The organism is Janthinobacterium sp. SUN073 (assembly GCF_030397665.1).
In the GTDB taxonomy this organism is placed as follows: Bacteria; Pseudomonadota; Gammaproteobacteria; order Burkholderiales; family Burkholderiaceae_D; genus Janthinobacterium.
This window is the reverse complement of record NZ_JAPUBT010000009.1, coordinates 185,244-210,400: the sequence shown is the minus strand read 5'-3', so window position 1 is coordinate 210,400 and position 25,157 is coordinate 185,244. Positions and strand designations below refer to the sequence as shown.

21 protein-coding genes are annotated in these 25,157 nt (G+C 64.6%); 12 read left to right on the top strand and 9 right to left on the bottom strand.

Translation table 11 applies throughout. From position 1 onward, the window contains the following. Nucleotides 1–11 precede the first annotated feature (11 nt). From O0882_RS22205 to gdhA, 7 genes are all read left to right on the top strand, one after another. The gene (locus O0882_RS22205) at nucleotides 12–2,366 is read left to right on the top strand and encodes an acyl-CoA dehydrogenase (protein ID WP_289951552.1); all 2,355 of its coding nucleotides are present in this window, start codon (nucleotides 12–14) and stop codon (nucleotides 2,364–2,366) included. Nucleotides 2,367–2,432: 66 nt separating this feature from the next. Beyond that, nucleotides 2,433–2,678 carry a DUF1059 domain-containing protein gene (locus O0882_RS22200; RefSeq protein ID WP_289951551.1) on the top strand — a complete coding sequence of 82 codons (246 nt, stop codon included), beginning with the start codon at nucleotides 2,433–2,435 and terminating at the stop codon, nucleotides 2,676–2,678. A 51-nt stretch (nucleotides 2,679–2,729) separates the two neighbouring features. Further along, nucleotides 2,730–2,903: a hypothetical protein gene (locus O0882_RS22195; protein WP_289951549.1), complete on the top strand. Its 174-nt coding sequence runs from the start codon at nucleotides 2,730–2,732 to the stop codon at nucleotides 2,901–2,903. Between the two features lie 209 nt (nucleotides 2,904–3,112). Then, nucleotides 3,113–4,501: an FAD-binding oxidoreductase gene (locus O0882_RS22190; protein ID WP_289951620.1), complete on the top strand. Its 1,389-nt coding sequence runs from the start codon at nucleotides 3,113–3,115 to the stop codon at nucleotides 4,499–4,501. Nucleotides 4,502–4,593: 92 nt separating this feature from the next. Beyond that, complete coding sequence (yegQ, locus tag O0882_RS22185) at nucleotides 4,594–5,955, top strand: tRNA 5-hydroxyuridine modification protein YegQ (protein ID WP_289951547.1); 1,362 nt, start codon at nucleotides 4,594–4,596, stop codon at nucleotides 5,953–5,955. Between the two features lie 184 nt (nucleotides 5,956–6,139). Further along, the gene (locus O0882_RS22180) at nucleotides 6,140–7,387 is read left to right on the top strand and encodes a DUF819 family protein (protein WP_289951545.1); all 1,248 of its coding nucleotides are present in this window, start codon (nucleotides 6,140–6,142) and stop codon (nucleotides 7,385–7,387) included. A gap of 206 nt (nucleotides 7,388–7,593) precedes the next feature. Next, a complete protein-coding gene (gene gdhA, locus O0882_RS22175; protein WP_289951544.1) occupies nucleotides 7,594–8,937 on the top strand; it encodes an NADP-specific glutamate dehydrogenase in 1,344 nt (447 codons plus the stop codon). A gap of 60 nt (nucleotides 8,938–8,997) precedes the next feature. Here gdhA and O0882_RS22170 read toward each other — a convergent pair whose 3' ends face one another. Then, nucleotides 8,998–9,555, bottom strand: coding sequence for a flavin reductase family protein (locus tag O0882_RS22170; protein WP_289951543.1), 558 nt, complete (start codon nucleotides 9,553–9,555; stop codon nucleotides 8,998–9,000). Nucleotides 9,556–9,733: 178 nt separating this feature from the next. Here O0882_RS22170 and O0882_RS22165 point away from each other — a divergent pair, with 178 nt between their 5' ends. Then, on the top strand, nucleotides 9,734–10,363 hold the full coding sequence (locus O0882_RS22165) for a head GIN domain-containing protein (RefSeq protein WP_289951540.1): 630 nt from the start codon (nucleotides 9,734–9,736) through the stop codon (nucleotides 10,361–10,363). 42 nt (nucleotides 10,364–10,405) lie between these two features. Next, nucleotides 10,406–11,215, top strand: a complete 810-nt coding sequence (locus tag O0882_RS22160; protein ID WP_289951537.1) for an enoyl-CoA hydratase — start codon at nucleotides 10,406–10,408, stop codon at nucleotides 11,213–11,215. A gap of 1 nt (nucleotide 11,216) precedes the next feature. On the opposite strand, the gene O0882_RS22155 is transcribed toward O0882_RS22160, so the two are convergent. From O0882_RS22155 to O0882_RS22135, 5 genes are all read right to left on the bottom strand, one after another. Then, the gene (locus tag O0882_RS22155; RefSeq protein WP_289951535.1) at nucleotides 11,217–11,954 is read right to left on the bottom strand and encodes an AIM24 family protein; all 738 of its coding nucleotides are present in this window, start codon (nucleotides 11,952–11,954) and stop codon (nucleotides 11,217–11,219) included. A 3-nt stretch (nucleotides 11,955–11,957) separates the two neighbouring features. Then, nucleotides 11,958–12,599 (bottom strand): AIM24 family protein, encoded by a 642-nt coding sequence (locus tag O0882_RS22150; RefSeq protein ID WP_101483726.1) that lies wholly within the window; start codon nucleotides 12,597–12,599, stop codon nucleotides 11,958–11,960. 17 nt (nucleotides 12,600–12,616) lie between these two features. Next, a complete protein-coding gene (locus O0882_RS22145; protein WP_289951530.1) occupies nucleotides 12,617–13,270 on the bottom strand; it encodes an AIM24 family protein in 654 nt (217 codons plus the stop codon). A 121-nt stretch (nucleotides 13,271–13,391) separates the two neighbouring features. Then, nucleotides 13,392–16,553 (bottom strand): S8 family serine peptidase, encoded by a 3,162-nt coding sequence (locus O0882_RS22140; RefSeq protein ID WP_289951527.1) that lies wholly within the window; start codon nucleotides 16,551–16,553, stop codon nucleotides 13,392–13,394. Nucleotide 16,554: 1 nt separating this feature from the next. Next, nucleotides 16,555–17,337: an NF038120 family PEP-CTERM protein gene (locus O0882_RS22135; protein WP_289951526.1), complete on the bottom strand. Its 783-nt coding sequence runs from the start codon at nucleotides 17,335–17,337 to the stop codon at nucleotides 16,555–16,557. 436 nt (nucleotides 17,338–17,773) lie between these two features. On the opposite strand from O0882_RS22135, the gene O0882_RS22130 reads away from it, so the two are divergent. Next, on the top strand, nucleotides 17,774–18,691 hold the full coding sequence (locus O0882_RS22130; RefSeq protein ID WP_289951524.1) for a histidine kinase: 918 nt from the start codon (nucleotides 17,774–17,776) through the stop codon (nucleotides 18,689–18,691). After that, nucleotides 18,688–19,356, top strand: a complete 669-nt coding sequence (locus O0882_RS22125) for a response regulator transcription factor (RefSeq protein ID WP_289951522.1) — start codon at nucleotides 18,688–18,690, stop codon at nucleotides 19,354–19,356. The genes O0882_RS22130 and O0882_RS22125 overlap by 4 nt, the downstream gene beginning before the upstream one ends. Here O0882_RS22125 and O0882_RS22120 read toward each other — a convergent pair. Both O0882_RS22120 and O0882_RS22115 read right to left on the bottom strand, forming a co-directional pair. Further along, nucleotides 19,353–21,824 carry a TonB-dependent receptor gene (locus O0882_RS22120; RefSeq protein WP_289951519.1) on the bottom strand — a complete coding sequence of 824 codons (2,472 nt, stop codon included), beginning with the start codon at nucleotides 21,822–21,824 and terminating at the stop codon, nucleotides 19,353–19,355. The genes O0882_RS22125 and O0882_RS22120 overlap by 4 nt on opposite strands. A 91-nt stretch (nucleotides 21,825–21,915) precedes the next feature. Beyond that, nucleotides 21,916–22,377 carry an Lrp/AsnC family transcriptional regulator gene (locus tag O0882_RS22115; protein ID WP_070217690.1) on the bottom strand — a complete coding sequence of 154 codons (462 nt, stop codon included), beginning with the start codon at nucleotides 22,375–22,377 and terminating at the stop codon, nucleotides 21,916–21,918. Between the two features lie 99 nt (nucleotides 22,378–22,476). Here O0882_RS22115 and ilvB point away from each other — a divergent pair, with 99 nt between their 5' ends. After that, nucleotides 22,477–24,213: a biosynthetic-type acetolactate synthase large subunit gene (gene ilvB / locus O0882_RS22110; protein WP_289951517.1), complete on the top strand. Its 1,737-nt coding sequence runs from the start codon at nucleotides 22,477–22,479 to the stop codon at nucleotides 24,211–24,213. A 10-nt stretch (nucleotides 24,214–24,223) separates the two neighbouring features. Here ilvB and O0882_RS22105 read toward each other — a convergent pair whose 3' ends face one another. Next, nucleotides 24,224–25,081: a helix-turn-helix domain-containing protein gene (locus O0882_RS22105; RefSeq protein WP_289951515.1), complete on the bottom strand. Its 858-nt coding sequence runs from the start codon at nucleotides 25,079–25,081 to the stop codon at nucleotides 24,224–24,226. Between the last annotated feature and the right edge of the window lie 76 nt (nucleotides 25,082–25,157).

The following is a 25,157-nucleotide window of genomic DNA, read 5'->3' as shown; positions in this document are numbered from 1 at the left end:
GGAGATATCGCATGCTGACGATCATACTGATGGTGGCCCTGCTGGGCCTAGTTGTACTGTTCGCGCCCGGCCCCGTGCGCCGCGCCCTGCTCGCTCCACGCCTGCTGGCCCTGTTCAAGCGCATCTTGCCAACGATGTCCGACACGGAACGCGACGCCCTCGAGGCAGGTACCACGTGGTGGGATGCGGACCTGTTTTCCGGCCGGCCCGACTGGACAAAACTGCTGGCGTATGGCCGCGCCACGCTCACGGCCGAAGAGCGCCACTTTCTTGAGCATGACGTCGAACGGCTGTGCGAACTGGTCAATGACTGGGAAACGCAGCAGCAACTCGACTTGCCACCGCAGGCGTGGGCCTACATGAAAAGCCAGGGTTTCCTCGGTATGATCATCCCGAAACAATACGGCGGCAAGCAGTTCTCCGCCTACATGCACTCGCAGGTGGTGATGAAACTGTCGAGCCGCTGCTCGGCGCTGGCGGTCAGCGTGATGGTGCCCAATTCGCTGGGACCGGCAGAACTGCTGCTGCACTACGGCACCGAAGCCCAGAAAGATTACTATCTGCCGCGATTGGCCACCGGCACGGAGATTCCCTGCTTTGCCCTGACCAGCCCGTATGCGGGTTCCGATGCGGCCGCCATCCCCGACCTGGGTGTGGTCTGCATGGGCGTTCATGAGGGTCGCGCCACCGTGGGTTTCCGCCTCACCTGGAACAAGCGCTACATCACCCTGGCGCCCGTGGCGACCTTGCTGGGTCTGGCATTCCAGACCAGCGACCCCGAACATCTGCTCTCCGATAACGATGCACCAGGCATCACTTGCGCCCTGATCCCCGCCAGCCACGACGGCGTGGTGATCGGCCGCCGCCACCATCCCCTGAACGCCGCGTTCCAGAACGGCCCCACCTCCGGCAACGACGTCTTCATCCCCATCGACTGGGTCATCGGCGGCCAGGCGCAAGTGGGCAAGGGATGGCGCATGCTGATGGAATGCCTGGCGGCGGGGCGCGCCATCTCTCTGCCCTCGTCCAGCGTGGGCATGGGCAAGATGGCCGTGCGCGGCACCGGCGCGTACGCGGCCGTGCGGCGCCAGTTCAACATGCCGATCGGCAAGTTCGAGGGAGTGCAGGAAGCGCTCGCGCGCATGGGCGCCAACCTGTACCTGATGGACGCGGCGCGTACCCTGGCCGCGCACGCCGTCGACCTGGGCGAAAAGCCGGCCGTCATTTCCACCATCCTCAAATACCACGTCACGGAACGGGGACGCGCACTCGTCAACGACGGCATGGATATCCTCGGTGGCAAGGGCATCTGCATCGGCCCCAACAATTTCCTCGCCAGCGCTTACCAGCAAATCCCCATCGCCATCACGGTCGAAGGTGCCAACATCCTCACGCGCAGCCTGATCATCTTCGGCCAGGGCGCCATCCGCGCGCATCCGTATGTACTCAGGGAAATGGCCGCCGTCAGCGAAAGCGATGGCCACAAGGCCCTGCGCGATTTCGATGCAGCCTTCTTTGGCCACGTGGGCTTTGTGCTGGGCAACCTGGCCAGAGGGCTATGGTACGGACTGGGCGGCGCGCGCCTGGCGGCCGTGCCCGACGCCGGCGCGCCCGCACTGGCGCCCTACTACCGCGCGTTGACGCGGCTGTCGACGGCGTTCGCCGTCATGACGGATATGTCGATGTTCGTGCTCGGTGGCGAACTCAAGCGCCGCGAACGGCTGTCTGCCCGGCTGGGCGACGTGCTGGCGCAGCTGTACCTGGCTTCGTCCGTGCTGAAGCGCTACGAGGACGATGGCCGGCCCGAGGCCGACCTGCCCTATGTGCACTGGTCGCTGCAAGATGCGCTGCTCAAGGCGCAGCAAGGCTTGACGGGCGTGCTCGACAATTTCCCCGCGCGCGTGCTGGCCGTGCTGCTGCGCACCTTGCTGTTCCCGTTCGGCCTGCCCCACCGTCCGCCGTCCGACGAACTGGGCAGTGAAGTGGCGCTGGCCCTGCAAACGCCGGGCGCCGACCGCGAACGCCTGCTGGCCGATGGCCATGTTGCCAGCGACGCGGCAGATCCCGTGGCTTGCGCCGAGCGGGCACTGGTCTTGCTGCCGGAAGTGCTGCACATCGAAAAGCGCCTGAAAGACACGCCCGAAGGCGCGGCCCTGCGGCACCTGCCGCAAAGCCTGTCCGCCATGCAGCCATGGCTGGCCGCAGCCAAGGCGGCAGGCACCGTCAGCTGCCAGGAGCACAATACCTTGCTGGAATATGCGCGCCTGGTCGATGGCTTGATCCAGGTCGACGATTTTTCGGCCGAGGCGGCGCAGCCAACACACTTGCCGGTACACGAGGCCGATACCGGCAGCCGCGCCGCCTAGGCGAATTTGCGACCTATACTGAATGGAGCGGGTGCGGTGCCCGCTCTTTGCAGAAAGGAGTCGATCATGACGCGCAAATTCATCGATTGCCGGGAATTTCCAAGCGACACAAATTGCTCGGTGGCCATTTCGGCCGACAGCGAGGAAGAGCTATTGGGCATTGCTGTGGAACACGCGGTCTCGGTACACCATCACCACGACACGCCGGAGCTACGCCAGCAGCTGCGTCAACTGTTCAAGGACGGCATGCCACCCGAACACCTGCCCATGACGGGACAGGCCGGCAGCAGCGGGGCCTCGCACGCGCACTAGCCTGCCAGGGCTTGCGCCGGTTTCTGCAAGCGCAAGCCCAGCACGGGGCCGATGATGAAGCATGTGGTGGCGCAGGCGCTGGCCGACGCCACGGGGCGCGATGCAGGCGATCCCCTTGCCCACCTGGCGGCCAGCCTGCTGCTGGCCAGGGCCGGCTTTCTGTCCCTGATGAAGCGGGGGCACACCGGCTTGAACGCCGCCATGGCGGGCACGCCCTACGCCTGAGGCGCCAGAGTCCGCCCGTCGTTTGCCTGCGCGCAGGCACGCGAACTTCCTTATCACATTTGCATGAGCGGTTCTTGCGTACCGCCTGGCCGCTTCCTATCATGAAACCACGCGCTGGCTGGCGGTGCAGGCAAGCCGGCGCGCCGGAACAGGCTCCCTGTTTCCCGTCACTCTTACCGTAATCACCTGCAACTGTAGGGAGGTACATGATGAATACATTGACGAATGGCCACTTCAATGCGCTGCAAGCGTCATTGAGAGGGCAACTTTTACAAGCGGACGACGCCGGCTACGACAGCGCGCGCGCCGTCTGGAACGCGATGATCGACCGGCATCCGGCCCTCATCGCGCGCTGCGCGGGCACGGCGGACGTGCGCACGGCGCTGGCGTATGCGCGCGACCACGGCCTGCCCCTGGCCGTGCGCGGCGGCGGCCACAATATCGCCGGCAGCGCCCTGTGCAACGATGGGCTGGTGATCGATCTGTCTGGCATGCGCTCGGTGCATATCGATCCGCAACGGCGCCGCGCCCACGTCGCAGGCGGGGCCACCTTGCACGACTTCGACCACGAGGCACAGGCGTTCGGCCTGGCCACGCCGCTGGGCATCAATTCCACCACGGGCGTGGCGGGACTGGCCCTGGGCGGCGGCTTTGGCTGGCTCAGCCGCACGCTGGGCCTGGCGGCCGACAACCTGCTGGCGGCCGACGTCGTCACGGCCGACGGACAATTCCTGCATGCCAGCGCGACCGAGCATCCCGACCTGTTCTGGGCCTTGCGCGGCGGCGGCGGCAACTTCGGCGTGGTCACGCGCTTCGAATTCCAGCTGCATCCCGTCGGGCCGCAAGTCACGGCCGGCCTCATCGTGTTCCCCTGGGCGCAAGCCAAGGCGGTGCTGACGAAATACCGCGATTTCGTCGACAGCATGCCCGATGAATTGACCGTCTGGGCCGTTTTGCGCAAGGCGCCGCCGCTACCGTTCCTGCCGCCCGAAGTGCATGGCCAGGACGTGCTGGTCCTGCCCGTCTTTTCACCCGTGCAGTCGGCCGCCATGCAGGAGGCGATCGAGCGCATCGGCCGCTTCGGCCAGCCGCTGGGCATGCACCTGGGCAGCATGCCGTACACGGCCTGGCAGCAAGCCTTCGATGCGCTGCTCACGCCGGGCGCGCGCAACTACTGGAAGTCGCATAACTTCACGCAGCTCAGCGACGGCGCCATCGATACCGTCATCCGCCATGCCGGCAAGCTGCCGACGCCGCAATGCGAAATCTTCCTCGGCCTGCTGGGCGCGCAGGCGAGCCGGCCGGCGCCCCAGGAGACGGCCTATCCGCACCGCGACGCCCTGTATGTGATGAACGTGCACACGCGCTGGGACGCGCCTGCCGATGACGCGCGCTGCATCGCCTGGGCACGCGACTTCTTCAACGACGCCGCACCGTATGCGACGGGCAGCGTGTACGTCAATTTCCTCACCGAGGATGAAAGCGGGCGCACGGCCGACGCGTATGGCGTGAACTATCCGCGCCTGGCGCGTATCAAGAAACAATACGATCCCGCCAACCTGTTCCGCGCCAACCAGAACATCTGTCCTGCCGCCTAGCCTGCCACGGCGCGGCGCCTTGCAATCCCTTGATCCAGGGCAATGCAATGCGCTCGCCGCGCGCTTACAATCGCCGGCTTTGCCCCTCGCCCATGCGCCACGCTCCCGAACTCCTCCTGCCTGCCGGCTCCCTGGCCAAGATGCATGCCGCCTTCGACTATGGCGCCGACGCCGTCTATGCGGGCCAGCCGCGCTACAGTTTGCGCGTGCGCAATAACGATTTTTCAACCCTGCAAGCCTTGCAGGAGGGAATTGATGGCGCGCATGCGCGCGGCAAGCAATTCTTTGTCGCCAGCAACATCTTCGCCCACAACGCCAAGCTGAAAACGTATCTGCACGACATGGAACCGGTGATCGCCATGCGCCCGGACGCCCTGATCATGGCCGATCCCGGCCTGATCATGATGGTGCGCGACAAGTGGCCGGACGTCCCCGTGCACCTGTCCGTGCAGGCGAATGCCGTCAACTGGGCGGACGTGAAATTCTGGCACCGCATGGGCCTGACGCGCGTCATTTTGTCGCGCGAACTGTCGCTCGACGAGATCGAGGAAATCCGCCAGCGCTGCCCGGAGATGGAACTGGAAGTGTTCGTCCACGGCGCCCTGTGCATCGCCTATTCGGGCCGCTGTTTGCTGTCCGGCTACTTCAATCACCGCGACCCGAACCAGGGCACGTGCACCAATTCCTGCCGCTGGGATTACAAGGTGAAAAATGCCTCGGAAGACGCCAGCGGCGACCTGGGCGGCATGCAGGTGGTGCCGCTGGAATTTCACCAGGCGCTGGCCGAGGCCGACAACAATGCGTTTTCCGCCCTGCACCAGCAGCCGCGCCACCCGCTGGCCGACCAGCCCTACTTTATCGAAGAAGCCCAGCGCCCGGGCCAGCTGATGCCGATCCTCGAAGACGAGCACGGCACCTACATCATGAATTCGAAGGACTTGCGCGCCGTCGAGCATATCGAACGCCTGGTCAAGATCGGCGTCGACTCGCTGAAGGTCGAGGGCCGCACCAAGTCGCTGTACTACGCGGCGCGCACGGCGCAAGTCTACCGCCAGGCCATCGATGACGCCGTGGCAGGCCGTCCTTTCGATATCAGCCTGCTGGGTCAGCTGCAAGGCCTGGCCAACCGCGGCTACACGGACGGTTTTTACCAGCGCCATCACACGCAAACGCACCAGAACTACATGCGCGGCGCGTCCGAGGCGGACCGCAGCCAGTACGTGGGCGACGTGCTGGGCGTGACGGATGGCTGGGCCAGGGTGGAAGTGAAAAACCGCTTCGCCGTGGGCGACCGCATCGAAGCCCTGCATCCGGGCGGCAACCGCGATTTCACCATTGCCCGCATGCTCAGCGACGACGGCAAGGAGATCCAGGTCGCGCCCGGCAGCGGCCACTTCGTGCGCATCGAACTCGACGGGGCGCTGGACAAGGCCTTGCTGGCGCGCTATTTGTAACCGCGAGTCTGCCGCGCGGGGTGATGAGCCAGTATGTAAGTGTTTGATTTGACAAGTAAAAAACCACGATTCACCGCTTAAACAATTTGTTTAAGCTTCAACATTACTATACGATACGGCCACCCTGCGCCCGGGGGCCTTATCGGATTCCCGTGCGTCCCTGACACGTTCACCGGAATCCCCGATGCCACCTGCCACACCCGCCCTGATCACCAACGACGCCGTCGTCCTCGGCCTGCTCGCCATGACCCTGGGGGCCGTCTTCTGGACCGCCTCCCGCCAAAATGGCTTCTGGAAAAAGTTTTATACCTATATCCCGTCGCTGCTGATGTGCTACCTGATCCCGGCGCTGCTCAACACCTTCGGCATCATCGACGGCAACGCCTCCGGCCTGTACGCCGTGGCGCGCGACTATCTGCTGCCCAGCGCGCTGGTGCTGCTGTGCGTGGCCATCGATTTCGGCGGCATCATCCGCCTGGGCCCCAAGGCCATCATCATGTTTCTCACAGGAACGCTCGGCGTGATGCTGGGCGCCCTCGTCTCGTTCGAAGCCTTGCGTTTGATCCACCCGGAAACGGTGGCGGGCGACACCTGGCGCGGCATGACGACCGTCGCCGGTTCGTGGATAGGCGGCGGCGCCAACCAGGCGGCCATGAAGGAAGTGTTTGAAGTCGATGCCACGCTGTTCGGCCAGTTCGTCGCCGTCGACGTGCTGGTGGCCAACGTCTGGACGGCCGTGCTGCTGTTCCTGGCCGGCCGCGCGGGCGCCTTCGACCGCTGGACGGGCGCGGATTTATCCGCCATCAATGCGCTCAAGGACAGCATCGAAAGTTATCGGGCCCAGCACGCGCGCATCGCCACCCTGACCGACATCATGATCATCCTCGGCGTAGGCCTGGGCGTGACTGGCCTGTCGCACTTCCTGGCCGGCCCCATCATCGGCTGGATCGCCACCCTGCCCGCCGAGTGGCGCTTGCAGGATTACAGCCTGACATCGAACTTCTTCTGGATCGTCGTGCTCGCCACCACCTTCGGCCTGCTGCTCAGCTTTACCAAGGCGCGCAGCCTGGAGGGCGCGGGCGCCTCGACCATCGGCTCGGCCATGCTGTACGTGCTGGTGGCCACCATCGGCATGCACATGGACTTGAAAGCCCTGTTCGACAAGCCTTTCCTGTTCCTGCTGGGCCTGATCTGGATCGCCGTGCATGGCGGCCTGATGCTGCTCGTCGCCAAGCTCATCCGCGCGCCCCTGTTCTTCATGGCCGTGGGATCGCAAGCGAACATCGGCGGCGCCGCCTCGGCCCCCGTCATCGCCAGCGCCTTCCACCCATCGCTGGCGCCCGTCGGCGTCCTGCTGGCCGTGCTCGGCTACGCGCTGGGCACCTATGGCGCCTACATCACGGGGTTGATCTTGCGCAGCATGGCGGGGTGATCCACCCGGCAATAACGACAACGCCAGCCTTCGGGCTGGCGTTGTCGTTTGTGGGCCAAGCCAGTTCCCTCCCCACATCGACCGCAGAGCCCTAAAAAATCCCCACAATGTAGCAGAAACCCCTCAAAACCAAATTTCCGCACCATTTTCGTGCGAAATCTGCGATGATAGTTGCCCAAATAACCGATTACCTCCATGGAATTCTGATGAAATACGCATCTGCTCACGAGTATGTCCAGCATGTCGCCGCACGCAATCCAGGTCAACCCGAGTTTCTGCAAGCCGTCACCGAAGTCATGGAGAGCTTGTGGCCGTTCCTGGAACAGCACCCGAAATACGCGGAACAAGGCTTGCTGGAACGCTTGATCGAGCCGGAGCGTGTGGTGATGTTCCGCGTGTCGTGGGTCGATGACCATGGGCAAGTACAAGTCAATCGCGGCTATCGCATCCAGCACAGCATGGCCATCGGGCCGTACAAGGGCGGCATCCGCTTCCACCCCTCCGTCAACCTGTCCGTGCTGAAATTCCTCGCCTTCGAACAGACGTTCAAGAATGCGCTGACCACATTACCGATGGGCGGCGGCAAAGGCGGCGCCGATTTCGATCCGAAGGGCAAGAGCCCGGGCGAAGTGATGCGTTTCTGCCAGGCTTTCGTCAGCGAACTGTTCCGCCATGTGGGCTCGGACACGGACGTGCCGGCCGGCGACATCGGCGTGGGCGGGCGTGAAGTGGGCTATATGGCCGGCATGATGAAAAAACTCAGCAACCGTGCCGACTGCGTGTTCACGGGCAAGGGCGCCAGCTTCGGCGGCTCGCTGATGCGGCCGGAAGCGACGGGCTACGGCACCGTGTATTTTGCCGAAGAAATGCTGAAAACGCGGGGCCGCTCGTTCGAAGGCATGCGCGTGTCCGTGTCCGGTTCGGGCAACGTGGCGCAGTACGCGGTGGAAAAAGCCATGGCCATGGGCGCGAAAGTCATCACCGTCTCCGATTCCAGCGGCACCGTCATCGATGAAGACGGTTTTACGCCGGAAAAGCTGGCCATCCTGATGGAGATCAAGAACCATCTGTACGGCCGCGTCAGCGATTACGCCGAACGCACGGGCGTGCGCTTCGAAGCGGGTGTGTCGCCATGGCATGTACCGGTCGACATCGCCCTGCCCTGCGCCACGCAAAATGAATTGAACATCGACGACGCGCGCACCTTGATCGCCAATGGCGTGCAGTGCGTGGCCGAGGGCGCCAACATGCCCACCACCATCGAGGCAGCCAAGGCCTTCGAGGCGGCCGGCGTGCTGTATGCGCCGGGCAAGGCCAGCAATGCGGGCGGCGTGGCCACGTCGGGCCTGGAAATGAGCCAGAACGCGGCCCGAATTTCCTGGCCGCGCGAAGAAGTCGACGCGCGTTTGCTGCAGATCATGCAAGGCATCCATGCCGCGTGCAAGCAATACGGCACGCGCGCCGACGGCACGGTCAGCTATGTGGATGGCGCCAATATCGCCGGCTTCGTCAAAGTGGCCGACGCGATGCTGGCGCAAGGTGTGATTTAAACCAATGACAAAATCTGGGGTCGGACCCTCAGGGTCCGACCCCGGCCCTTGCGTTTGGGGTTAACGCATTTCAGGCTTCATCAGGCTCTTGCGGCTGATGGTGCGGCCCGACACCATGAACTCGCCATTACCCCGGTAGTGCAGGGTTTCAGGCAGCTTGGGCGAGGTGGCCACGTGGGCTTTCACGCACTCGAAGATGAAGAAGCCGCCCTTCGGGTTGCCCGCCACCTGCGCCAGTTTGCATTCGAAGTTGGCGTAGCACTCGGCGATCAGCGGTGCGCCCACCAGTTCGGCCGGCTGCGGCGTCAGGCCGAAGGCCGTGAACTTGTCCGTGTCTTCGCCGCTGCAATTGCCGATGGCGACCACCTGGTCGACCATGTCGGCCGTGGGCAGGTTGATCACGCATTCCATGCTGCGCTTGATCATTTCATAGCTGTGGTTCGCATCGGAAATGAAGCAGCCCAGCAAGGATGGCGTAAACTCCATCAGCATGTGCCAGGCCATGGTCATGACGTCGCTTTCGCCCTTCCAGGTGGAGCTGACCAGCACCACCGGCCCCGGTTCGAGGAAGCGGCGGATATCGGCGACGGGATAATCTTCTTTGTGGTAATTTTTCATCTAGTCTCCAGGACGCGGTACGCCATAGCATAGCCCAACGGCGCCGCGTCGGGCGCGCGGCTGGCCGGTGGCGGCAGCGTATCATCCGCGCCGCGATTTGTGCCGTTCATCGCAAATTTCTCCCCAATGGAGATGTTGCACAATAGAATACACTGATCAACTACTCAAGGAAACCGCCATGCGCCCTCTGTTCCTGTTGTCAGCCCTGTCCCTTGCCTGCCTCTCCCCCCTCGCGCATGCCGACGAGCAAACCCGCACGGTAGCCGCCTTCAACGCCATCGACATCCGCGGCCCCATCAGCATCGAAGTGGAATCGGGCAAGGAGCAGAGCCTGCTGCTGCGCGGCGACCAGAAATTCCTCAGCGGCGTGATCACCGAAGTGGTCGATGGCGAGCTGAAAATTTCCATGAAGGATAAAGACATCAAGAAGACCGAGGGCGACCCGCGCGTCATCATCACCATGCCCACCTTGCGCAAGCTGATCGCGGAAGGCGCGGGCGAGAAGATCTTGACCAAGCTCAATGGTCCAAGAGTCGACATCAGCTACAAGGGCGCGGGCCGCCTGGCCGCCGATGGCCAGGTCGACTGGCTGCGCCTGAAGGCGCAGGGCGTGGGCGAAGTCGATACGAAAGCCTTGCTGGCGAAAAACGTCGATGTGAATTTCGAAGGCATCGGTTCCGTCAAGGTGTATTCCTCGGGCGAACTGAACGCCGTGGTGCGCGGCATGGGCGAACTGACCTATTACGGCAAGCCGAAGATCGTGCACAAGTCGATCGCCGGCATCGGCAGCGTCAACGCCGCCAAGTAAGATTTTTCCATAAAAAAAGGCCATCAGGCCACTGGAGACCGCATGACCGCAACACCCGATACCCAGGATACCGACGCACCGCTGGTGCTGCGCGAAGAGCACGATGGCCTCGTCACCCTGCGCCTGAACCGCCCCCTGCAATTCAACGCCCTGTCGGAAGCCATGCTGGCGGCGCTACAAGAGGCGTTCGAAGCCATCGCGCAGCAGCCGCACGTGCGCTGCGTGGTGCTGGCCGCCGAAGGCAAGGCCTTTTGCGCGGGCCACGACTTGCGCCAGATGCAGGCCACGCGCCAGCTTGCATATTATCAAACCCTGTTCGCGCAATGCTCGCGCGTGATGCAAGCCATTCAAACCTTGCCCGTGCCCGTAATTGCCCGCGTGCACGGCATCGCCACGGCGGCCGGCTGCCAGTTGGTGGCCAGCTGCGACCTGGCCGTGGCGGGCGCGTCCGCCCGTTTTGCCGTGTCCGGCATCAACGTGGGCCTGTTCTGCGCCACGCCATCGGTCGCCCTGTCGCGCAATGTGTCGCCCAAGCGGGCCTTCGACATGCTGGTGACGGGCCGCTTCATCGATGCCGACACGGCCGCCGACTGGGGCCTGATCAACGAAACGGTGGCCGACGCGGCGCTCGACGAGGCCGTGGCGCGCCTGGCGCAGCAGATCATGGCGAAAAGCCCGACGGCCATCCGCTATGGCAAGGCCATGTTCTACCGGCAGCGCCAGCTGCCGCTGGACGACGCGTATGCGTATGCGGGCGACGTGATGGCGCGCAATATGATGGAAGAGGATGCGGAGGAAGGCGTTGCCGCCTTTTTAGAGAAGCGGCCGCCCGGCTGGGCGACCGTCAGGTAGCTTAACGTTCCTGCTTCATCTGCTGCTGGACGGAAAGACTCAAGGTACCCAAGTCTTCCTTGCCCAGCAGCGGCAATTGCGCCAGCAGCTGCATCAGGGCCGAGCTGCCCGTCACGTCCAGTTCGGACGACTGCACCAGCACCGTGCCGGCGCCCGTGAAGTCGATCTGCTTTTCCTCGCCCGACAGGGTAAAACCCGTGAGCGCGCCGGCGGCCGAGGCCCAGCCCTGCACGTGGGCGTAATCGTAGTGATACGAAGGGCTGGGGCAATCTGCCCAGCCCAGCACGGCCTGCTCGTCCACGCGGCACGGCAATTCCAGGAAATGCACGGGGCCGTTCGACGAGGCGATGACTTTACCCGTGCCTATCATGGTCAGATAGCCGGGCAAGGTCGATTCCTGGCAGATCACATCCTTGGTAAAACCCAGCAGGTTTTTCGCGCGGATCGTCATGTTGGCGTTGTCCAGGTCGTAGCACGCCAGGTCGTTGCCGTTATCGCCCAGGATCAACTGGCCCTGGCCTTGCGCCACGACAAAGTGGTGCACATACTTGGGCGCATTGAAGGCATTGCGCACGATCAGGTCGAGCACACTGCTGCCCATGGCTTCGAAGCGCAGCTCGCCATAGAAGGCGATCATCTTGCCCTTGCGAATGAAGATCTGTTCCTTGACGTCGATGACATACGAAAAACGGTTCAGGTTATCGTTCTTCGGCAAGGTATCGGGATTGTAAATCGTCATGGCTTACCTTTCGCTCGCTTGGATGTAGACCGTGCCCTGGCCCGTAAACTTCACCTGGTACGATTCGCCGGACGCCTGGCCGACGAAGGTTTTCCAGTTCAGGTCCGTGACGATGGTTGAGCTCAGCTGCCCCGTGTGGCCGATATACGCTTGCGGGTCGACAAACACGGGCACGTCCGGCGTGACGGGCAAGCCGATGGCGTTGCCGTCAGACAAAATCGCCACTTCACCCGTGCCTTGCAAGGTGGTGGTAAACAAGCCCTGGCCCGAGGCCATGCCGCGCACCACGCCCTGCACGCCGCCCTGGTTGCCCAGGAACATGGTGCCGGCCGTCAGACGCGCATCGAAGGCCAGCAGGGAATCGCTTTCCACATAGAAAGTTTCGCCGCGCACGGGCACGATGCTGACGAACAGGCCGCCCTGCGCGTAAAACACGCTGCCCGTGCCGCGCGCCGACATCAGGGCATAACCCTCGTTCGTGACGGCGCGCATGGCCAGGCTTTGCACGCCCTGGCCCGCCAGGAAGGAGCGGCTGAACGCCACATCGCCCTGGTAAGACACCATGGCGCCCTTGCGGGCGAACACTTCTTCATTGCCGAGTTTAACCTCAAGCATCTTTTCATTGATCTGCTGATAGACAGGCATCGCGGGTCCTCGCTGACTTAACGTTCGGCGGGCTGGATGAACACCACGCCCTGGCCTGTGAATTTATGCTGGTACGATTCGCCCGAGCTCTGGCCGATCATGGTGCGCCAGTTGACATCAAAAACGAATTCCTGGCGGATATCGCCCTTGAAGCCGACGAAGGCGTCCGGGTCCACGCGCAGCGGGTGAGAAGGCGTCACTTCCAGCATGATCAGGTTGCCGCGCGAAATGACGGCCAGGTTGCCATGGCCTTCGACGGTGGTGGAAAACAGGCCCTGACCCGAGCTGGCACCGCGCAAGCCGGCAAAGCTGGTACCCGTCTTCAGGCTGGTGTCGTAGGCCAGCAGGCTGCTGCTTTCGATGGTCAGCTTTTCGCCGGCCAGCGCCATGACGGTGATCTCGGCCGCATTCTGCGCGAAAAACACCGTGCCGCTGCCTGAAGCCTGCATCAGCTGCATGCCTTCGTTCGTCACCTTGCGCTTGAGCGCGCCGAAGATGCCCTCGCCGCCGAGCAGGGATTTTTCAAATTTGATGCTGCCCGTATAGGCGACCATGGCGCCGGCAATCGCCAGCACTTTTTCATCCTGCAGGCGCACTTCCAGCAGGCGGTCGGTATTGGTGCGGAAACTGGTCACGCGCGACTCCCCAAGAATGCCAGGGCACAAAGCCATGGCTATCCGACAAGATACCGGTGGCGTTACCGCCATGCAAGCGCTATTCCTCCCGAACGGGGGTGAGCGAATAAAAAAAGGCGTGCCCGGAGGCACGCCTTGCGTTCACACAGCGAACGGTCTATTCAGCCAGCACCGGTTTGGCGCCGCGCGCATTCTGGAACAGCGGCACGGGATCATTGGTATTGACTTCCACCACCGTGACGCCCTGCACCACGCCGCCCACCTGGTAGCCGATGGCGCCCAGGTGGCGCTTGCCTTCGGCCAGGTTGGACCAGCTCAGCAAGACAGTCGCCGTGCCGCCCGTGTAGGCCGTGCCCGGCATCAGCGCCTTGAAGCCGCCATTCGACAAGCCCGGCGCGAGCACCCATGACGACAGCGTGTAGTCAGCCTGGCCGTCTTGCGGCGCGAAGCCGATCACGCACACCTTGTACGTGCCGGCGGCGGGCAGGCGCAGTTCCACTTGCTCATTGGAACTTTCATTGCCGCTGCTGCCGACCAGCACATTGGCGGCGTTGTAGACCTCCATGTCCAGGTCGGTATTTTCGCCACCTGTCGTTTCCGCGTCGTAAGTGGCAAAACGCGCCGCCAGGGTGCCGGCCGGAATCACCACGTTGTGCACATTCACGCCCGTGGCGCCGCCAGCCTTGCAGCTGGCCGAAGCCGTGCTGTTGTTGGCCTGGCCGATCGTGCGCGTTTCGCGCACGGCTTCCACCAGCCCCGACTTGACGCCCACCAGCGCGCCCGTGAAGCCCGTACCCAGGGTCAGCACCTTGCTGCCCGTGGCCGCTTCGCTGCTGACCAGTGGAATGGCGACCAGCGAGGTGCCGCGCGCCGTCAGCGGGCTGCGCACCGTGTGCGTGCCATCGCTCCAGCTCAGGGCGCCGTAAGTCCAGGTATTGGCCGGCGCCGTGGTGCGCGTCAGCTTGACCTGGTACTGCGCCCTGGCGCCCGGCGCCAGACTCAGGCTCGTTGGCGTCACCGCCACCGTGTAGCCGGGCAGGCTGGCCGAGACGTTGTAGACGGCGCTGCCGGCGCCCACGTTGGTCACCGTGCGCGTCAATACTTGCGTGCCCAGCACGTTGGCCGCCGTCAGTGACGCCAGGTTCAGGTTGTAGGCAGGAATGGTGCCGATGGCCTGGCAGGTGGCGGCGCTGTAGACCTTCAGGTTCAGGCCGCACAAGAAGCGTGCATAGTCGATTTCCGACACGTCGTACACGAGGCCCGGATCGGCCGCGCCGTTCGGCGCGATGTGGCCGGCGCCCTGGCCCCACGGCAGCTGGCCCGAGTTCTTCGCCGTGGCATCCCACGACACGGAACCGTTCAAGCCGTCGGAATACGTGCTGAAGGCCGTCGTCATCAGCGCCGACTTGATGGCCGCGGGCGACCAGTCCGGATGCTGCTGCTTGAGCAGCGCCGCCACACCGGCCACGTGCGGGCTGGCCATCGAGGTGCCGGAATAGAAATCCCACTCCGCCAGGGGCGCTGCGCCGCCTGCCGCCACGGCATCGCGCTGCGCCTGCGTCAGGTCGGCCGTCACGCCAGCCAGCACGTTGGTGCCGGGCGCCGACAGGTCGGGTTTCAGGATGTTCGCGTTGGCCACGTTCGGCCCGCGCGAGGAACGGTCGCTGACGATCGGCGCCTGCACCGTGGTGTCGGCGATGGTATGGATTTCGCCCAATGCCGCCGTACCATCGGGGTTGGCCGCCATGAAAGCCTTCAGCGCGTCGCCCTGCGTCTGCGCCAGGTGCACGGTCGACAGCGCATGCGCCTGGTTGATGATGGTGTTGACGCCACCGGCCACGTTGGCGATGATCACGCCCGCCGCGCCCGCCGTTTTGGCATTCGCGCTCTTGTTGACCAGCACGTTGCCGCCACGGTCGCACACCAGCACCTTGCCCGCCACTTTCGCCGGATCCAGATACGCCGAGGTGGCATCGGCCGCGCCGAAGCAGCGCAGCAGGTTGACATCCGTCGGCAACACGCCGGCCAGGCCCGCGTCGCGCGAGCGGATCAGCGGCAGCGCGGGCGTCTTCGCATTGCTCGAGGCGCCTTCCAGCTTGCTGCTGTTGCTGAGGATGACGTTGGCCGCGTACAGGCGGTTGTGGGTGGAATTGGCCACCGTTGCCAGCCAGGGGCTGATGTGCGAGACGGGCGCCGGCACGTCGGGCGCGGGCGTGGCCGGGCCGGAGTTGCCGCCCGACGTGGCGACGAACACGCCCGCCGCCGCCGCGCCGAGGAAAGCCACTTCCGTCGGCTCGTCGAAGGCGCCGCCGCCCGCGTTCGGACCGATGGAAAAGTTGATGACGTTGACGCCATCCTTGACCGCCTGGTCGATGGCGGCCACGCTGTCGGCCGTGGCGCAACCGTTGCGCCCCGTCGAGGCAGCCGTCCAGCAGACTTTATAGGCGGCGATACGGGCACGCGGCGCCATGCCGGACGCCTTGCCCAGCGACACGCCATTCGAGGTGGCCAGGGCGCCATTGTTGCCGCCGGCCGTGGAGGCCGTGTGCGTGCCATGGCCGCCGTGCCCCGTCAGCCCGGCGATGGAATCGCGCGGCGACAAAAATTCCGTCCAGTGCAACGCCGACGTGGCGGCGCGGTAGTAGCGCGCGCCGATCAGCTTGTTGTTGCAATTCTCGGTGGAGAATCCTTCGCCCGTCTGGCAAGCGCCCTGCCAGCTGGCCGGTGGCGCGCCGTACACGACATTGTTGCCGCTGTGGCTGGGCACGCCGTTCTCGTCGAGGCGGTCGGCAAAGGCCGTGTTCTCGGGCCAGATGCCGCTGTCGACGATGCCGATGATGATGTCTTCGCCCGCGTGCGCCTTGCCGCCCAGCTGCTCCCAGATGCCGCCCGGCTTGTCCAGGCCCAGGAAGGTGGGCGTGTAGGTGGTGTCGAGCCGCAGGATGGAATCGGCGCTGATGCTGGCCACGCCCCTGTTTTTCTTCAGGAGCCGCACTTCATCGTCCGTCAGCAAGGCGGAAAAGCCGTTGAAGACGACGCTGTACCGGTGCGTGATCTCGGCCGCGCTGACGGTGCCGGCCACGGCGGCCTGCCTGGCATCGAGGTAGCTCAGGTAAGCCTGCACATCGGCCGCGCCCACATTGATGCGCGCCCCGGGGGCCGGCCTGGTGGCGGCCAGGCCGTCGACCTGGCCCGTGTAGGTGGCGGCCGGCTTGTCGACCAGCTGCACGATGTAGGAGCGGCGTTCCTGCGCCTGCGCCGCAGGCGCCAGGCTGCTGGCCAGCAGGAGGATGGCGAGTGAAACGGGACGTAATTTCATCTCACGCTCCTTGCACGGTGGCAGTGGCGAACGTGCCGGCGCGGCGGCGCGACAGCATGCCGATGGCACCCAGGCCGGTCAGCATCAGCATGCAGGTCGACGGTTCCGGCACGGCGCTGATATTGATATTATCGAGCGCAAACTGACCCAGGTTAAAGGCGGGGAAATCGAGGGAATTGCTGCACGCGCCAGTGTCATTGAAAATGCACGCATTGAAAGTCAGGCCAGTGAAGGCGTAGTTGCGCAAGCCGCTCAGAAGGGAAGCGCTCTGGAAATGGTAATTGCCATCGCTGCCCTGACCGGGGAACGCCAGCGAGGTGCTGACCACCTGGCCGTTGCTGAGGGTGCCGCTCAGTTGCAGCTGGCCCCAATTCATGTTCGGCAAGCCCGTGATGGGGGCGATGAAGGAATAGTCGAAACCGGACAGGGTGAATGCCCGGTGGTCGGCGCGTGAGAAATTCACGCCGCCATCGTTGAGGATGGCCAGGTAATTACCGCTGGCGCCCTGCGGGCAGGCGGCGATATCGCACGACGAACCCGCGCGGCCATCGAGGATGGCGCCCACGCCGCTGACGCCACCGCCGGCCGCCGTGGTCGGGTCGGTCAGGAACAGCAGATTGTAGCTCGACGTATTGAGCGTCTGGCCGCTTTCATACACGTCGGGGCGCAAGTTATCGAAGGTCATGACACCGGCCATGGCCGGCGCCGGGGCCAGCACGGACAAGGTGGCCAGTGCGGCAAATACGGTGGCGGGCGAGACCCGCGCATGTGATATACGATTCATGCTATTCCCTTGATTGTTGTGGATGGATAGGTCGGCAGGTCTGACGCCCGCTGTCAGTTTTTTGACAAAAAGCTCAACAGATATAGCAAATTACATAAAATAAATATCATATTTTTAATATCATTTTTTTATCTTTTATCTAACGCTGCGAAGCTTTGTTTTGTTTGAGCTATGAAAGCTTGAGGAATCTCAACGTTATATTTAAACAATATTCATGGTCGCCCAGGCGTATGCGCCGCCATGCCGATGCGACGTCAGTCCGCTCCAAACCCGCGCTTGCTGCACCGTCACATCGCGGTACACCTGTTCCATCCTGGAACACTGCTGGGTCCGCCGGCGCCCCGCCCGACGCGCCCCTGGCACCACTCCCCTCCCCTGTGCCGATGGCATGAAGCTTGCACAACAAGGGGATCGACCGTGCTCAGGGAGCCGCATCATGGAACACTACCAACTGGCCGGCAGCGGCCGCTCAGGCACGCGGCCGGTTTGGCGCGCTTGGCGCATCCTCGCGTGCTGCGCGCTGGCGCTGGCTTTCTTCCTGCTGGCCGCCAGGCTGGACCTGGCCGAACGGCTGACGCGCGTCCTCTGGCGCCAGGAGCACTGGCAACTCGATGAATTGGCCATGAGCCTGCTGCTGCTGGTGCTGGTGCTGGCCGGCTTTGCCGTGCGACGCGGACGCCAGGTGGCGCTGCTGCTGGCGCAAAACCGCGCGCTCACGCAACGTCTGCTGCGCGCACAGGAAGAGGAACGCTGCGCGCTGGCGCGCGAGTTGCACGATGAGGTGGGACAAGATTGCACGGCCATCCGTGCCGCCGCCAGCTATATCCTGCGCGCGCGCGATGGCGACCAGGCGAATGTGCAAGCCTGCGCCGCCAGCATTGCCCGCTCCGCGGAAGCACTGCATGCGATGGTGCGCAGCATGCTGCGCCGGCTGCGCCCGCCCGTACTCGACAGCCTGGGCCTGGAAGCGGCCCTGCAGGCGCTGTGCGACAGCTGGGCCCAGCAGCACGGCATCGCTTGCCGTTTCGCGCCGCACGCCATCCCCGCCGACCTCGACGACAGCATCGCCACGGCCATCTACCGCCTGGTGCAGGAAGGCTTGACGAATGTGGCACGCCACGCGGGCGCCGACCAGGCCACGGTGGAATTGCGCGCCGATGCGCACGGCTTGCTGCACCTGGCCATCGAAGACAATGGCCAGGGTTTGTGTCAGGACAAAACGCCAGCAGATGGCTTCGGCATGTTGGGCATGCGTGAAAGAGTCGCCGGCCTGCGCGGCCATATCCGCTGGATCAGTGCGCTGGGCAACGGCTTGCGCATCGAAGTGGCCCTGGCGGCCCGGTGCGCGGCATGAACGCCATGCACAACGCCTTGCAGCCGATCCGCGTGATGCTGGTGGACGACCACCCGGTGGTGCGCACGGGCTACCGGCGCCTGCTGGAACAGGGCGGTGACATCGCCGTCGTGGCCGAAGCGGGCAATGGCGAAACGGCGTATGGCTTGTACCTGGAGCTGGCGCCGGACGTGTGTGTCACGGATTTGTCCATGCCCGGCATCGGCGGCCTGGAATTGCTGCGCAAGCTGGTCGCGCGCGACGCCGCTGCGCGCGTGCTGGTGTTTTCCATGCACGACACGCCGCAGCTGATCGCGCGCGCGTTTGACGGCGGCGCCTGCGGCTTCGTCAGCAAGCAGGCCGACCCGGAACACCTGGTCGATGCCGTGCGCGCCGCCCACGCGGGCCGGCGCTACCTGGACCCGCACAGCGCGCCCGGCGTGCTGCAGGGCACGGCCCGCATGGAAGCGCAGCGTTTGAGCAGCCTGAGCCAGCGCGAATTCGAAATCTTCCGCCTGCTGGCCGAAGGCCGCAGCGCCGCCGACTGCGCCCGCCTGCTGCACGTGAGCAGCAAGACGGTGGCCAACCACCAGACCTGCATCAAGGAAAAGCTCGACGTGGCCGGCCCCGCCGCCCTCGTGCATCTTGCGCTCCGTAATGGCGTCATCGAACAGATCCACCCTTAAAACACGTAGCGCAAGCCCGCATTCACGCTGCGCGGCGCGCCGGCCGCATAGAAGGTCGCGTTGACCATCGGATATGCGCCGTTCACGGCCGGCAGCGGCCGGGCGGCAAAATTGCCGTTGGCGTCGAAAGCCGTGGCGCCCAGCTGGGCCGCCGTCGCATATTTCCGGTCGAACAAGTTATTCACCTGGGCAAATATGCTCAGCTGCGGCGTCAGCTGGACTTTGCCATTCAGTTCCACCACGGCATAGCCGCCGCTCTTGCCCGACCCCAGGTACGCTGGCCCGCCCGCCTGGTGCTGGTTGTTTTCATTGCCGCGCGCATAGGCACTCGACACGGCTGTCATGGCCAGGCCCACCGTCCAGTCGCGTCCGCCCTGAACATCCACGTGCGCCTTGAAAATATGGCTGGGTGTCAAGGGAATCCGGTTGCCGGGCGTGATGACGATATTGCCTTCCAGGCCAGGCGCATCCGCGTCGCTGCTGCTGTTGGCACTGCCGTTGACCACTTCCCGGCTTTGATACGTCGCCTGCAGCCACGTGTAGTTGACGCCGAAGTCCAGCGCGCCCGCCTTGCCGTCCAGCGCCAGCTCCACGCCCTGGTGGCGCGTCTTGCCGAAGTTTTTAAAGTAACCAAATCCCGCCTGGTTGTCGGCCACGAACAGGATATCGTCGAGGTTTTCCGCGCGGAACACGCCCGCGCTCCAGCGGGCCACGTCGGCGAGCTTGCCACGCACACCCGCTTCCCACGTCTTCGTCACCACCTGTTTTAATGGCGGGTCGCCGGCCATGGCGTTGGGCAGGCGGCATGGGTTTTCCGGGTCGGCGCAACCGAGTTCGATGGCCGTCGGCGTGCGGCTGCCTTCGTTGTAACCGAGGTAGGCGCTCACGCCCTTCGCCGGCGCATAGGCCAGGCCGATGGCGGGATTGAAGCGGCTGAAACGGTGGTCGCCATCGAGCGAACCGCTGCCCCCGCCCGGCGTGATGGCGTCGCGGTTGCGCACCGTGCTGCGGTTGTAGCGGCCGGAAACGGTCAAGGTCAGATTTTGATTGAACGCCATGCTGTCGCTCGCATACACGCTCCACGTACGCATGCGCCCGCTCAAGTCGACCCGGTTGTCGACGGGCGTGCCGTCATCGTCGATTTCCGTGCCGTCGGCAAAGAATGCGACGGGCGTGATGCTGCGGTCCGGGTTCAGGTAGCCGAACTGACTGGTCTGGCGGAAGGTGGCGTGGCTTGTGTCATGGGCGGCGCCGGCCGTGACGGCATGGCGCGCGCCCGCCAGATCGGCCAGCACGGTGAACTGGCCGGAGAAGCCATAGTTTTCCTGCACGGTATGGCTGCGGTTGATCATGCCATTGCATTTTTCAGCCGGCTCATCGTTCAACAAGACGTTGGCGATACAGCGCCATTTCGGAAACGGCGTATTGCCTGCGTTCGCCCCGCTGGCGGGAAAGCCCGTGTAGCCGGCCGCCGCCAGGGCCGCCCGCTCGGCCGCGCCGGGCTGGTAGACGGACTGGTCCAGCGACTCGTCGTTCAGGTCGCCATTGAACGTGTGCGTGTCGATCTTGCGGTAGTACACATTGCCGGACAAGAGCAAGGCATCGCTGGCCTGGTGCTTGCCCGTCAGGTTCAACAGGGTCGACCTGTTCTGCGTCAAGTCCGGCTTGGTGTAGACGCTGCGGTAATCGCGCGCCAGCAGGCGCTGCTCCTGCAAGCCGTTGCCCGTCAGTGCATTGTCCGCGTGGGCCACGGTGGCGGCAATGTCCGTGCGCGCATCGCTCCAGCCCAGCTTGCCAAACACCTGGCGCACGTCGGACGGCGAATCGTCGCGCCAGCCCTCTTCCTTGAAGCGGTTGCCCGTCACATACCAGTGCCAGCCCTGCGCATTGCTGCCGCCATGCTCGAATTCGACGGCGCGGCGCTGGTGCGAGCCCAGGCGCGCCTCGATGGCGGTGCCGGGACTGCTGCGCCCGTCCTTGGTTTGCAGGGCCAGCGCGCCGCCCAGGGTATTCAAGCCGAACAATGGGTTCGAGCCGGGCATCAGCGTCAGCGATTCAATCGCCATGCGCGGGATCAAGTCCCAGCTGACGACATCGCCAAACGGCTGGTTCAGGCGCATGCCATCGAGATACACGGACAGGCCTTGCGGCGTGCCCAGCAGGGGCGAGGCCGTATAACCGCGATAGCTGACGTCGGGCTGGAACGGATTGTTCTGCACTTCGTTCACGACAACGCTGCCCAGGTTGCGGCGCAAGAAGGCGGAAATGTCGAGCGCACCGCTGCGGGCGATCTGCTGCGCGCTGGCCGTCTGCACGGGCGCGGCCAGGGTATCGCGCGGCTGCTCCACGGTGGGCAGCGGCATGCTGCCCGTGATGACGACGGTGGGCAAGTCGCCCGAGGTGGCCGGCTCGGCGGCTTGCGCCTGGCACAGCGCCATGGCGGCGGCGGCGAATAAAGTCAGTTTCATGCGTATCCCCGTTTTATAGTGGTTTTTATTGCGTCCAGTATCGGACAGCCACCTTCGGAGAACTAGGGAAAAATTCCCGCCGTGTACAAGCTTACCGTTGCAGGGGCAAATAGCTCTGCTTCAGCTGGCGCAACACGAAACTGGATTTGCTGTGGCGGATACCGGGAATTTTGTATAGCCGCTCGCGCAGCAGGCGTTCATAGTCGCGCGTGTCGCTCACCGCGATGCGCAGGTAGTAATCGTAGTCGCCCGAGACGAGAAACGCTTCCAGCACTTCCGGGATCATGGCCAGCGCGTGGCCGAATTCGAACAGGGCCTGGTCGGAATGGTCGTCCAGTGTGACTTGCACGATGACGGTGTCGGCCAAGCCCACCTTGGCCGCGTTGACGTTCACCGTATAGCCTTCGATGACGCCATCGTCTTCCATGCGCTTGATGCGCGCCCAGCATGGCGACGAGGTCAGGCCCACCTTGGCGCTCAGGTCGTGCAGGCTGATGCGGGCGTCCTGCTGCAGGGCCGTCAGGATGGCGAGGTCGAATTTATCCAGCTTCATTCTGTCATATCCTTATTTCACAGCAAATTTTGCTTAAATAAGCATTCTATACGAGAAAACCAGCAGCCTTTTCTGCCGCATCAGGCAGAAAATAAGGCCATGAAACCCGATCCCGCCCCCCTCCTCGCTCGCGCATCCCATAACGGCGCCAGCACCCTGATCGACACCCTGCTGGCGCTCGGCGTCGACACCGTCTTCGGCTATCCGGGCGGCGCCGTGCTGCCCCTGTACGACGCGCTGCACGCCCAGCCCCGCTTGCGCCACGTGCTGGTGCGCCACGAACAGGCGGCCGTGCACGCGGCAGAAGGGTATGCGCGCAGCACGGGCCGGGCCGGCGTGGTCTTCGTCACCTCCGGCCCCGGCATGAGCAACACCACCACGGGCTTGCTCGACGCCCTGTGCGATTCGATACCCCTCATCTGCATCAGCGGCCAGGTGGCCACCACCAGCATCGGCACGGCAGCCTTCCAGGAATGCGACGCGCTGGGCATCTCGCGCCCCGTCACCAAGTGGAACCGGCAAATCCGCACGGCCGACGAAACGGCCGACGTGGTGCACGAAGCATTTATTCAGGCCACGCAAGGCCGGCCCGGCCCCGTGCTGATCGACTTTCCCAAGGACTTGCAGCTGGCGCAGGTCATCGAAACCGCGCCGCTGCCGCCCGCCTCTACCGTCGCAGCACCTCTGCCAGAGCTCACCGATCTGGAACGGGCCGCCAGCCTGATCGCTTCCGCACGCCAGCCCGTGTTCTATGGCGGCGGAGGTCTCATCAATTCCGGCCCGGACGCCTGCGCCGCGTTTCAACAATTAGTGAAACTGGCGGCAGCACCCTGCACCCTGACCTTGCTGGGACTGGGCGCCTTTCCCGCCTCGCATCCGGCCTTCCTCGGCATGCTGGGCATGCACGGTACCCTGGAAGCCAACCTGGCCATGCACCATGCGGATCTGATCGTCTGCGTCGGCGCCCGCTTCGACGACCGGGTCACTGGACGGCTGGACGCCTTCTGCCCCGGCGCAAAGATCATCCACATCGATATCGACCCGGCCTCGATCGGCAAGGTGGTGCGCGCCGACGTGGCCCTGCGCGGCGATTGCGCCCCCGTGTTAAACGCCCTGCTGGCGCAGCTGCGCGGCCGCTTGCTGGCGGACCGCCAGCCGTGGTGGCAGCGCATCGATGGCTGGCGCGCGCAGGACAGCCTGGCTTTCGACGACACGCCGCAGGTGATCGCGCCGCAGGCGCTGATGCGCCGGCTGCAGGCGGCCTTGGACGGCCGGGACGCCATCGTCTCCACCGACGTGGGCCAGCACCAGATGTGGGCGGCGCAGCACTTGCGCTTCGAGCAGCCGCGCCGCTGGCTGACCTCGGGCGGCGCCGGCACCATGGGTTATGGCTTGCCGGCCGCCATCGGCGCGCAGATCGCCCATCCCGAAAAATGCGTGGTGTGCGTCAGCGGCGATGCCTCGATTTTGATGAATATCCAGGAACTGGCCACCGCCGTGCAGCACCGCCTGCCCGTCAAGGTGGTGTTGTCGAACAATGGCTATATGGGCATGGTGCGCCAGTGGCAGGAACTCATCCATGGCGGGCGCTACAGCCACAGCTACACGGAAGCGCTGCCCGATTTCGTCGCCCTGGCGCGCGCGTTCGGCTGGCAGGCGCACACGGTGAGCCGGCGCGAGGAACTCGACGCGGCATTGGCTACCTGTCTGGCCTCCGAAGGCCCCTACTTCCTTGACGTGCGCGTGCATGGCGCGGAAAACTGCTTCCCCATGATGGCGCCCGGCGCGGGGCACCATGAAGTGACCTTGCACAAAGGCGTCGTCTACACCGGCTAACAAATCCGGTTCAACTCCACACTCTGTATATCCAGTAGCTTTCATCGTCGCGCATGGCGCGCGCCAGCTCGGTAGGGCTCAAGCCCGTGATTTCGCGCGTCTCGCGGCAGAAATGGGCCTGGTCGGCGTAACCGCCGCTGGCGGCGATATCGGACCACGACACCTTGCCTTGCAGGATGGCGCCGCGTTCGTCAAGGAATAGCTGCTCCGCGCGGCGCATGCGGCGCAAGGTGCGCATGGGCTGGCCGGCCCAGGCCTTGATGCGGCGCTCGATATGCCGCGCGCTGCTGGCCAGGCCCGTCGAGGCCGCCTGTACGCCCAGGCGGCGCACCCAGTCTTGCACGACGCCGGCCGACACGTCGCTGCCCTTGCGCGCCGCCTGCCAGCGCGGCGCGAGAAAATCCTCCACCAGCCTGACGCGCGCCTCGTCGCTTGGCGCCGCCAGCACGGCGTCGGACAGGGCCAGCCAGTCGGCATCGAACAGCGCGGCAAGAGGGCGAAACTGGTCCAGCAAGGCATCCATCGATATGCCCGTCAACGCATGCAGGGCGGCCGGATACAACATCACGACAAACGAATGCACGGGGCCGGGGTTGTAGCTGACCAGCGGATACGAACGGGGGCCGCCGAACAGCGCGGGCGGCATGCGCACGTCCGGCAGCGACAGGCCCGGCGCGGCCGCCTCCACATCGCCCGCGACGGTCCAGATGATGCTGCACATGGGCGCGGCGGGAAAACGGTTCAGGCGCTGGGCCGGCGGCAAGGGCGCGCAGCGCGTGGTGTCGCGCACGAGGACGGCGCGCACGCAGGAAGCGAGCGCGGTACGCGGCGCGATCAGGCGGGTCAGGGGCGTAGGGGCGGCAGGCATGGCGACGATTGTACCGGCAATTTCTGGCCGCGCACGATGTCGTATTCGTTCAATACAAACGGGCCGCAATCGCGTA

Coding starts and splice junctions, on each gene's coding strand:
- O0882_RS22205 (WP_289951552.1), top strand. CDS start 12: ATGCTGACGATCATACTGATGGTGGCCCTGCTGGGCCTAGTTGTACTG.
- O0882_RS22200 (WP_289951551.1), top strand. CDS start 2,433: ATGACGCGCAAATTCATCGATTGCCGGGAATTTCCAAGCGACACAAAT.
- O0882_RS22195 (WP_289951549.1), top strand. CDS start 2,730: ATGATGAAGCATGTGGTGGCGCAGGCGCTGGCCGACGCCACGGGGCGC.
- O0882_RS22190 (WP_289951620.1), top strand. CDS start 3,113: ATGAATACATTGACGAATGGCCACTTCAATGCGCTGCAAGCGTCATTG.
- yegQ (WP_289951547.1), top strand. CDS start 4,594: ATGCGCCACGCTCCCGAACTCCTCCTGCCTGCCGGCTCCCTGGCCAAG.
- O0882_RS22180 (WP_289951545.1), top strand. CDS start 6,140: ATGCCACCTGCCACACCCGCCCTGATCACCAACGACGCCGTCGTCCTC.
- gdhA (WP_289951544.1), top strand. CDS start 7,594: ATGAAATACGCATCTGCTCACGAGTATGTCCAGCATGTCGCCGCACGC.
- O0882_RS22170 (WP_289951543.1), bottom strand. CDS start 9,555: ATGAAAAATTACCACAAAGAAGATTATCCCGTCGCCGATATCCGCCGC.
- O0882_RS22165 (WP_289951540.1), top strand. CDS start 9,734: ATGCGCCCTCTGTTCCTGTTGTCAGCCCTGTCCCTTGCCTGCCTCTCC.
- O0882_RS22160 (WP_289951537.1), top strand. CDS start 10,406: ATGACCGCAACACCCGATACCCAGGATACCGACGCACCGCTGGTGCTG.
- O0882_RS22155 (WP_289951535.1), bottom strand. CDS start 11,954: ATGACGATTTACAATCCCGATACCTTGCCGAAGAACGATAACCTGAAC.
- O0882_RS22150 (WP_101483726.1), bottom strand. CDS start 12,599: ATGCCTGTCTATCAGCAGATCAATGAAAAGATGCTTGAGGTTAAACTC.
- O0882_RS22145 (WP_289951530.1), bottom strand. CDS start 13,270: ATGGCTTTGTGCCCTGGCATTCTTGGGGAGTCGCGCGTGACCAGTTTC.
- O0882_RS22140 (WP_289951527.1), bottom strand. CDS start 16,553: ATGAAATTACGTCCCGTTTCACTCGCCATCCTCCTGCTGGCCAGCAGC.
- O0882_RS22135 (WP_289951526.1), bottom strand. CDS start 17,337: ATGAATCGTATATCACATGCGCGGGTCTCGCCCGCCACCGTATTTGCC.
- O0882_RS22130 (WP_289951524.1), top strand. CDS start 17,774: ATGGAACACTACCAACTGGCCGGCAGCGGCCGCTCAGGCACGCGGCCG.
- O0882_RS22125 (WP_289951522.1), top strand. CDS start 18,688: ATGAACGCCATGCACAACGCCTTGCAGCCGATCCGCGTGATGCTGGTG.
- O0882_RS22120 (WP_289951519.1), bottom strand. CDS start 21,824: ATGAAACTGACTTTATTCGCCGCCGCCGCCATGGCGCTGTGCCAGGCG.
- O0882_RS22115 (WP_070217690.1), bottom strand. CDS start 22,377: ATGAAGCTGGATAAATTCGACCTCGCCATCCTGACGGCCCTGCAGCAG.
- ilvB (WP_289951517.1), top strand. CDS start 22,477: ATGAAACCCGATCCCGCCCCCCTCCTCGCTCGCGCATCCCATAACGGC.
- O0882_RS22105 (WP_289951515.1), bottom strand. CDS start 25,081: ATGCCTGCCGCCCCTACGCCCCTGACCCGCCTGATCGCGCCGCGTACC.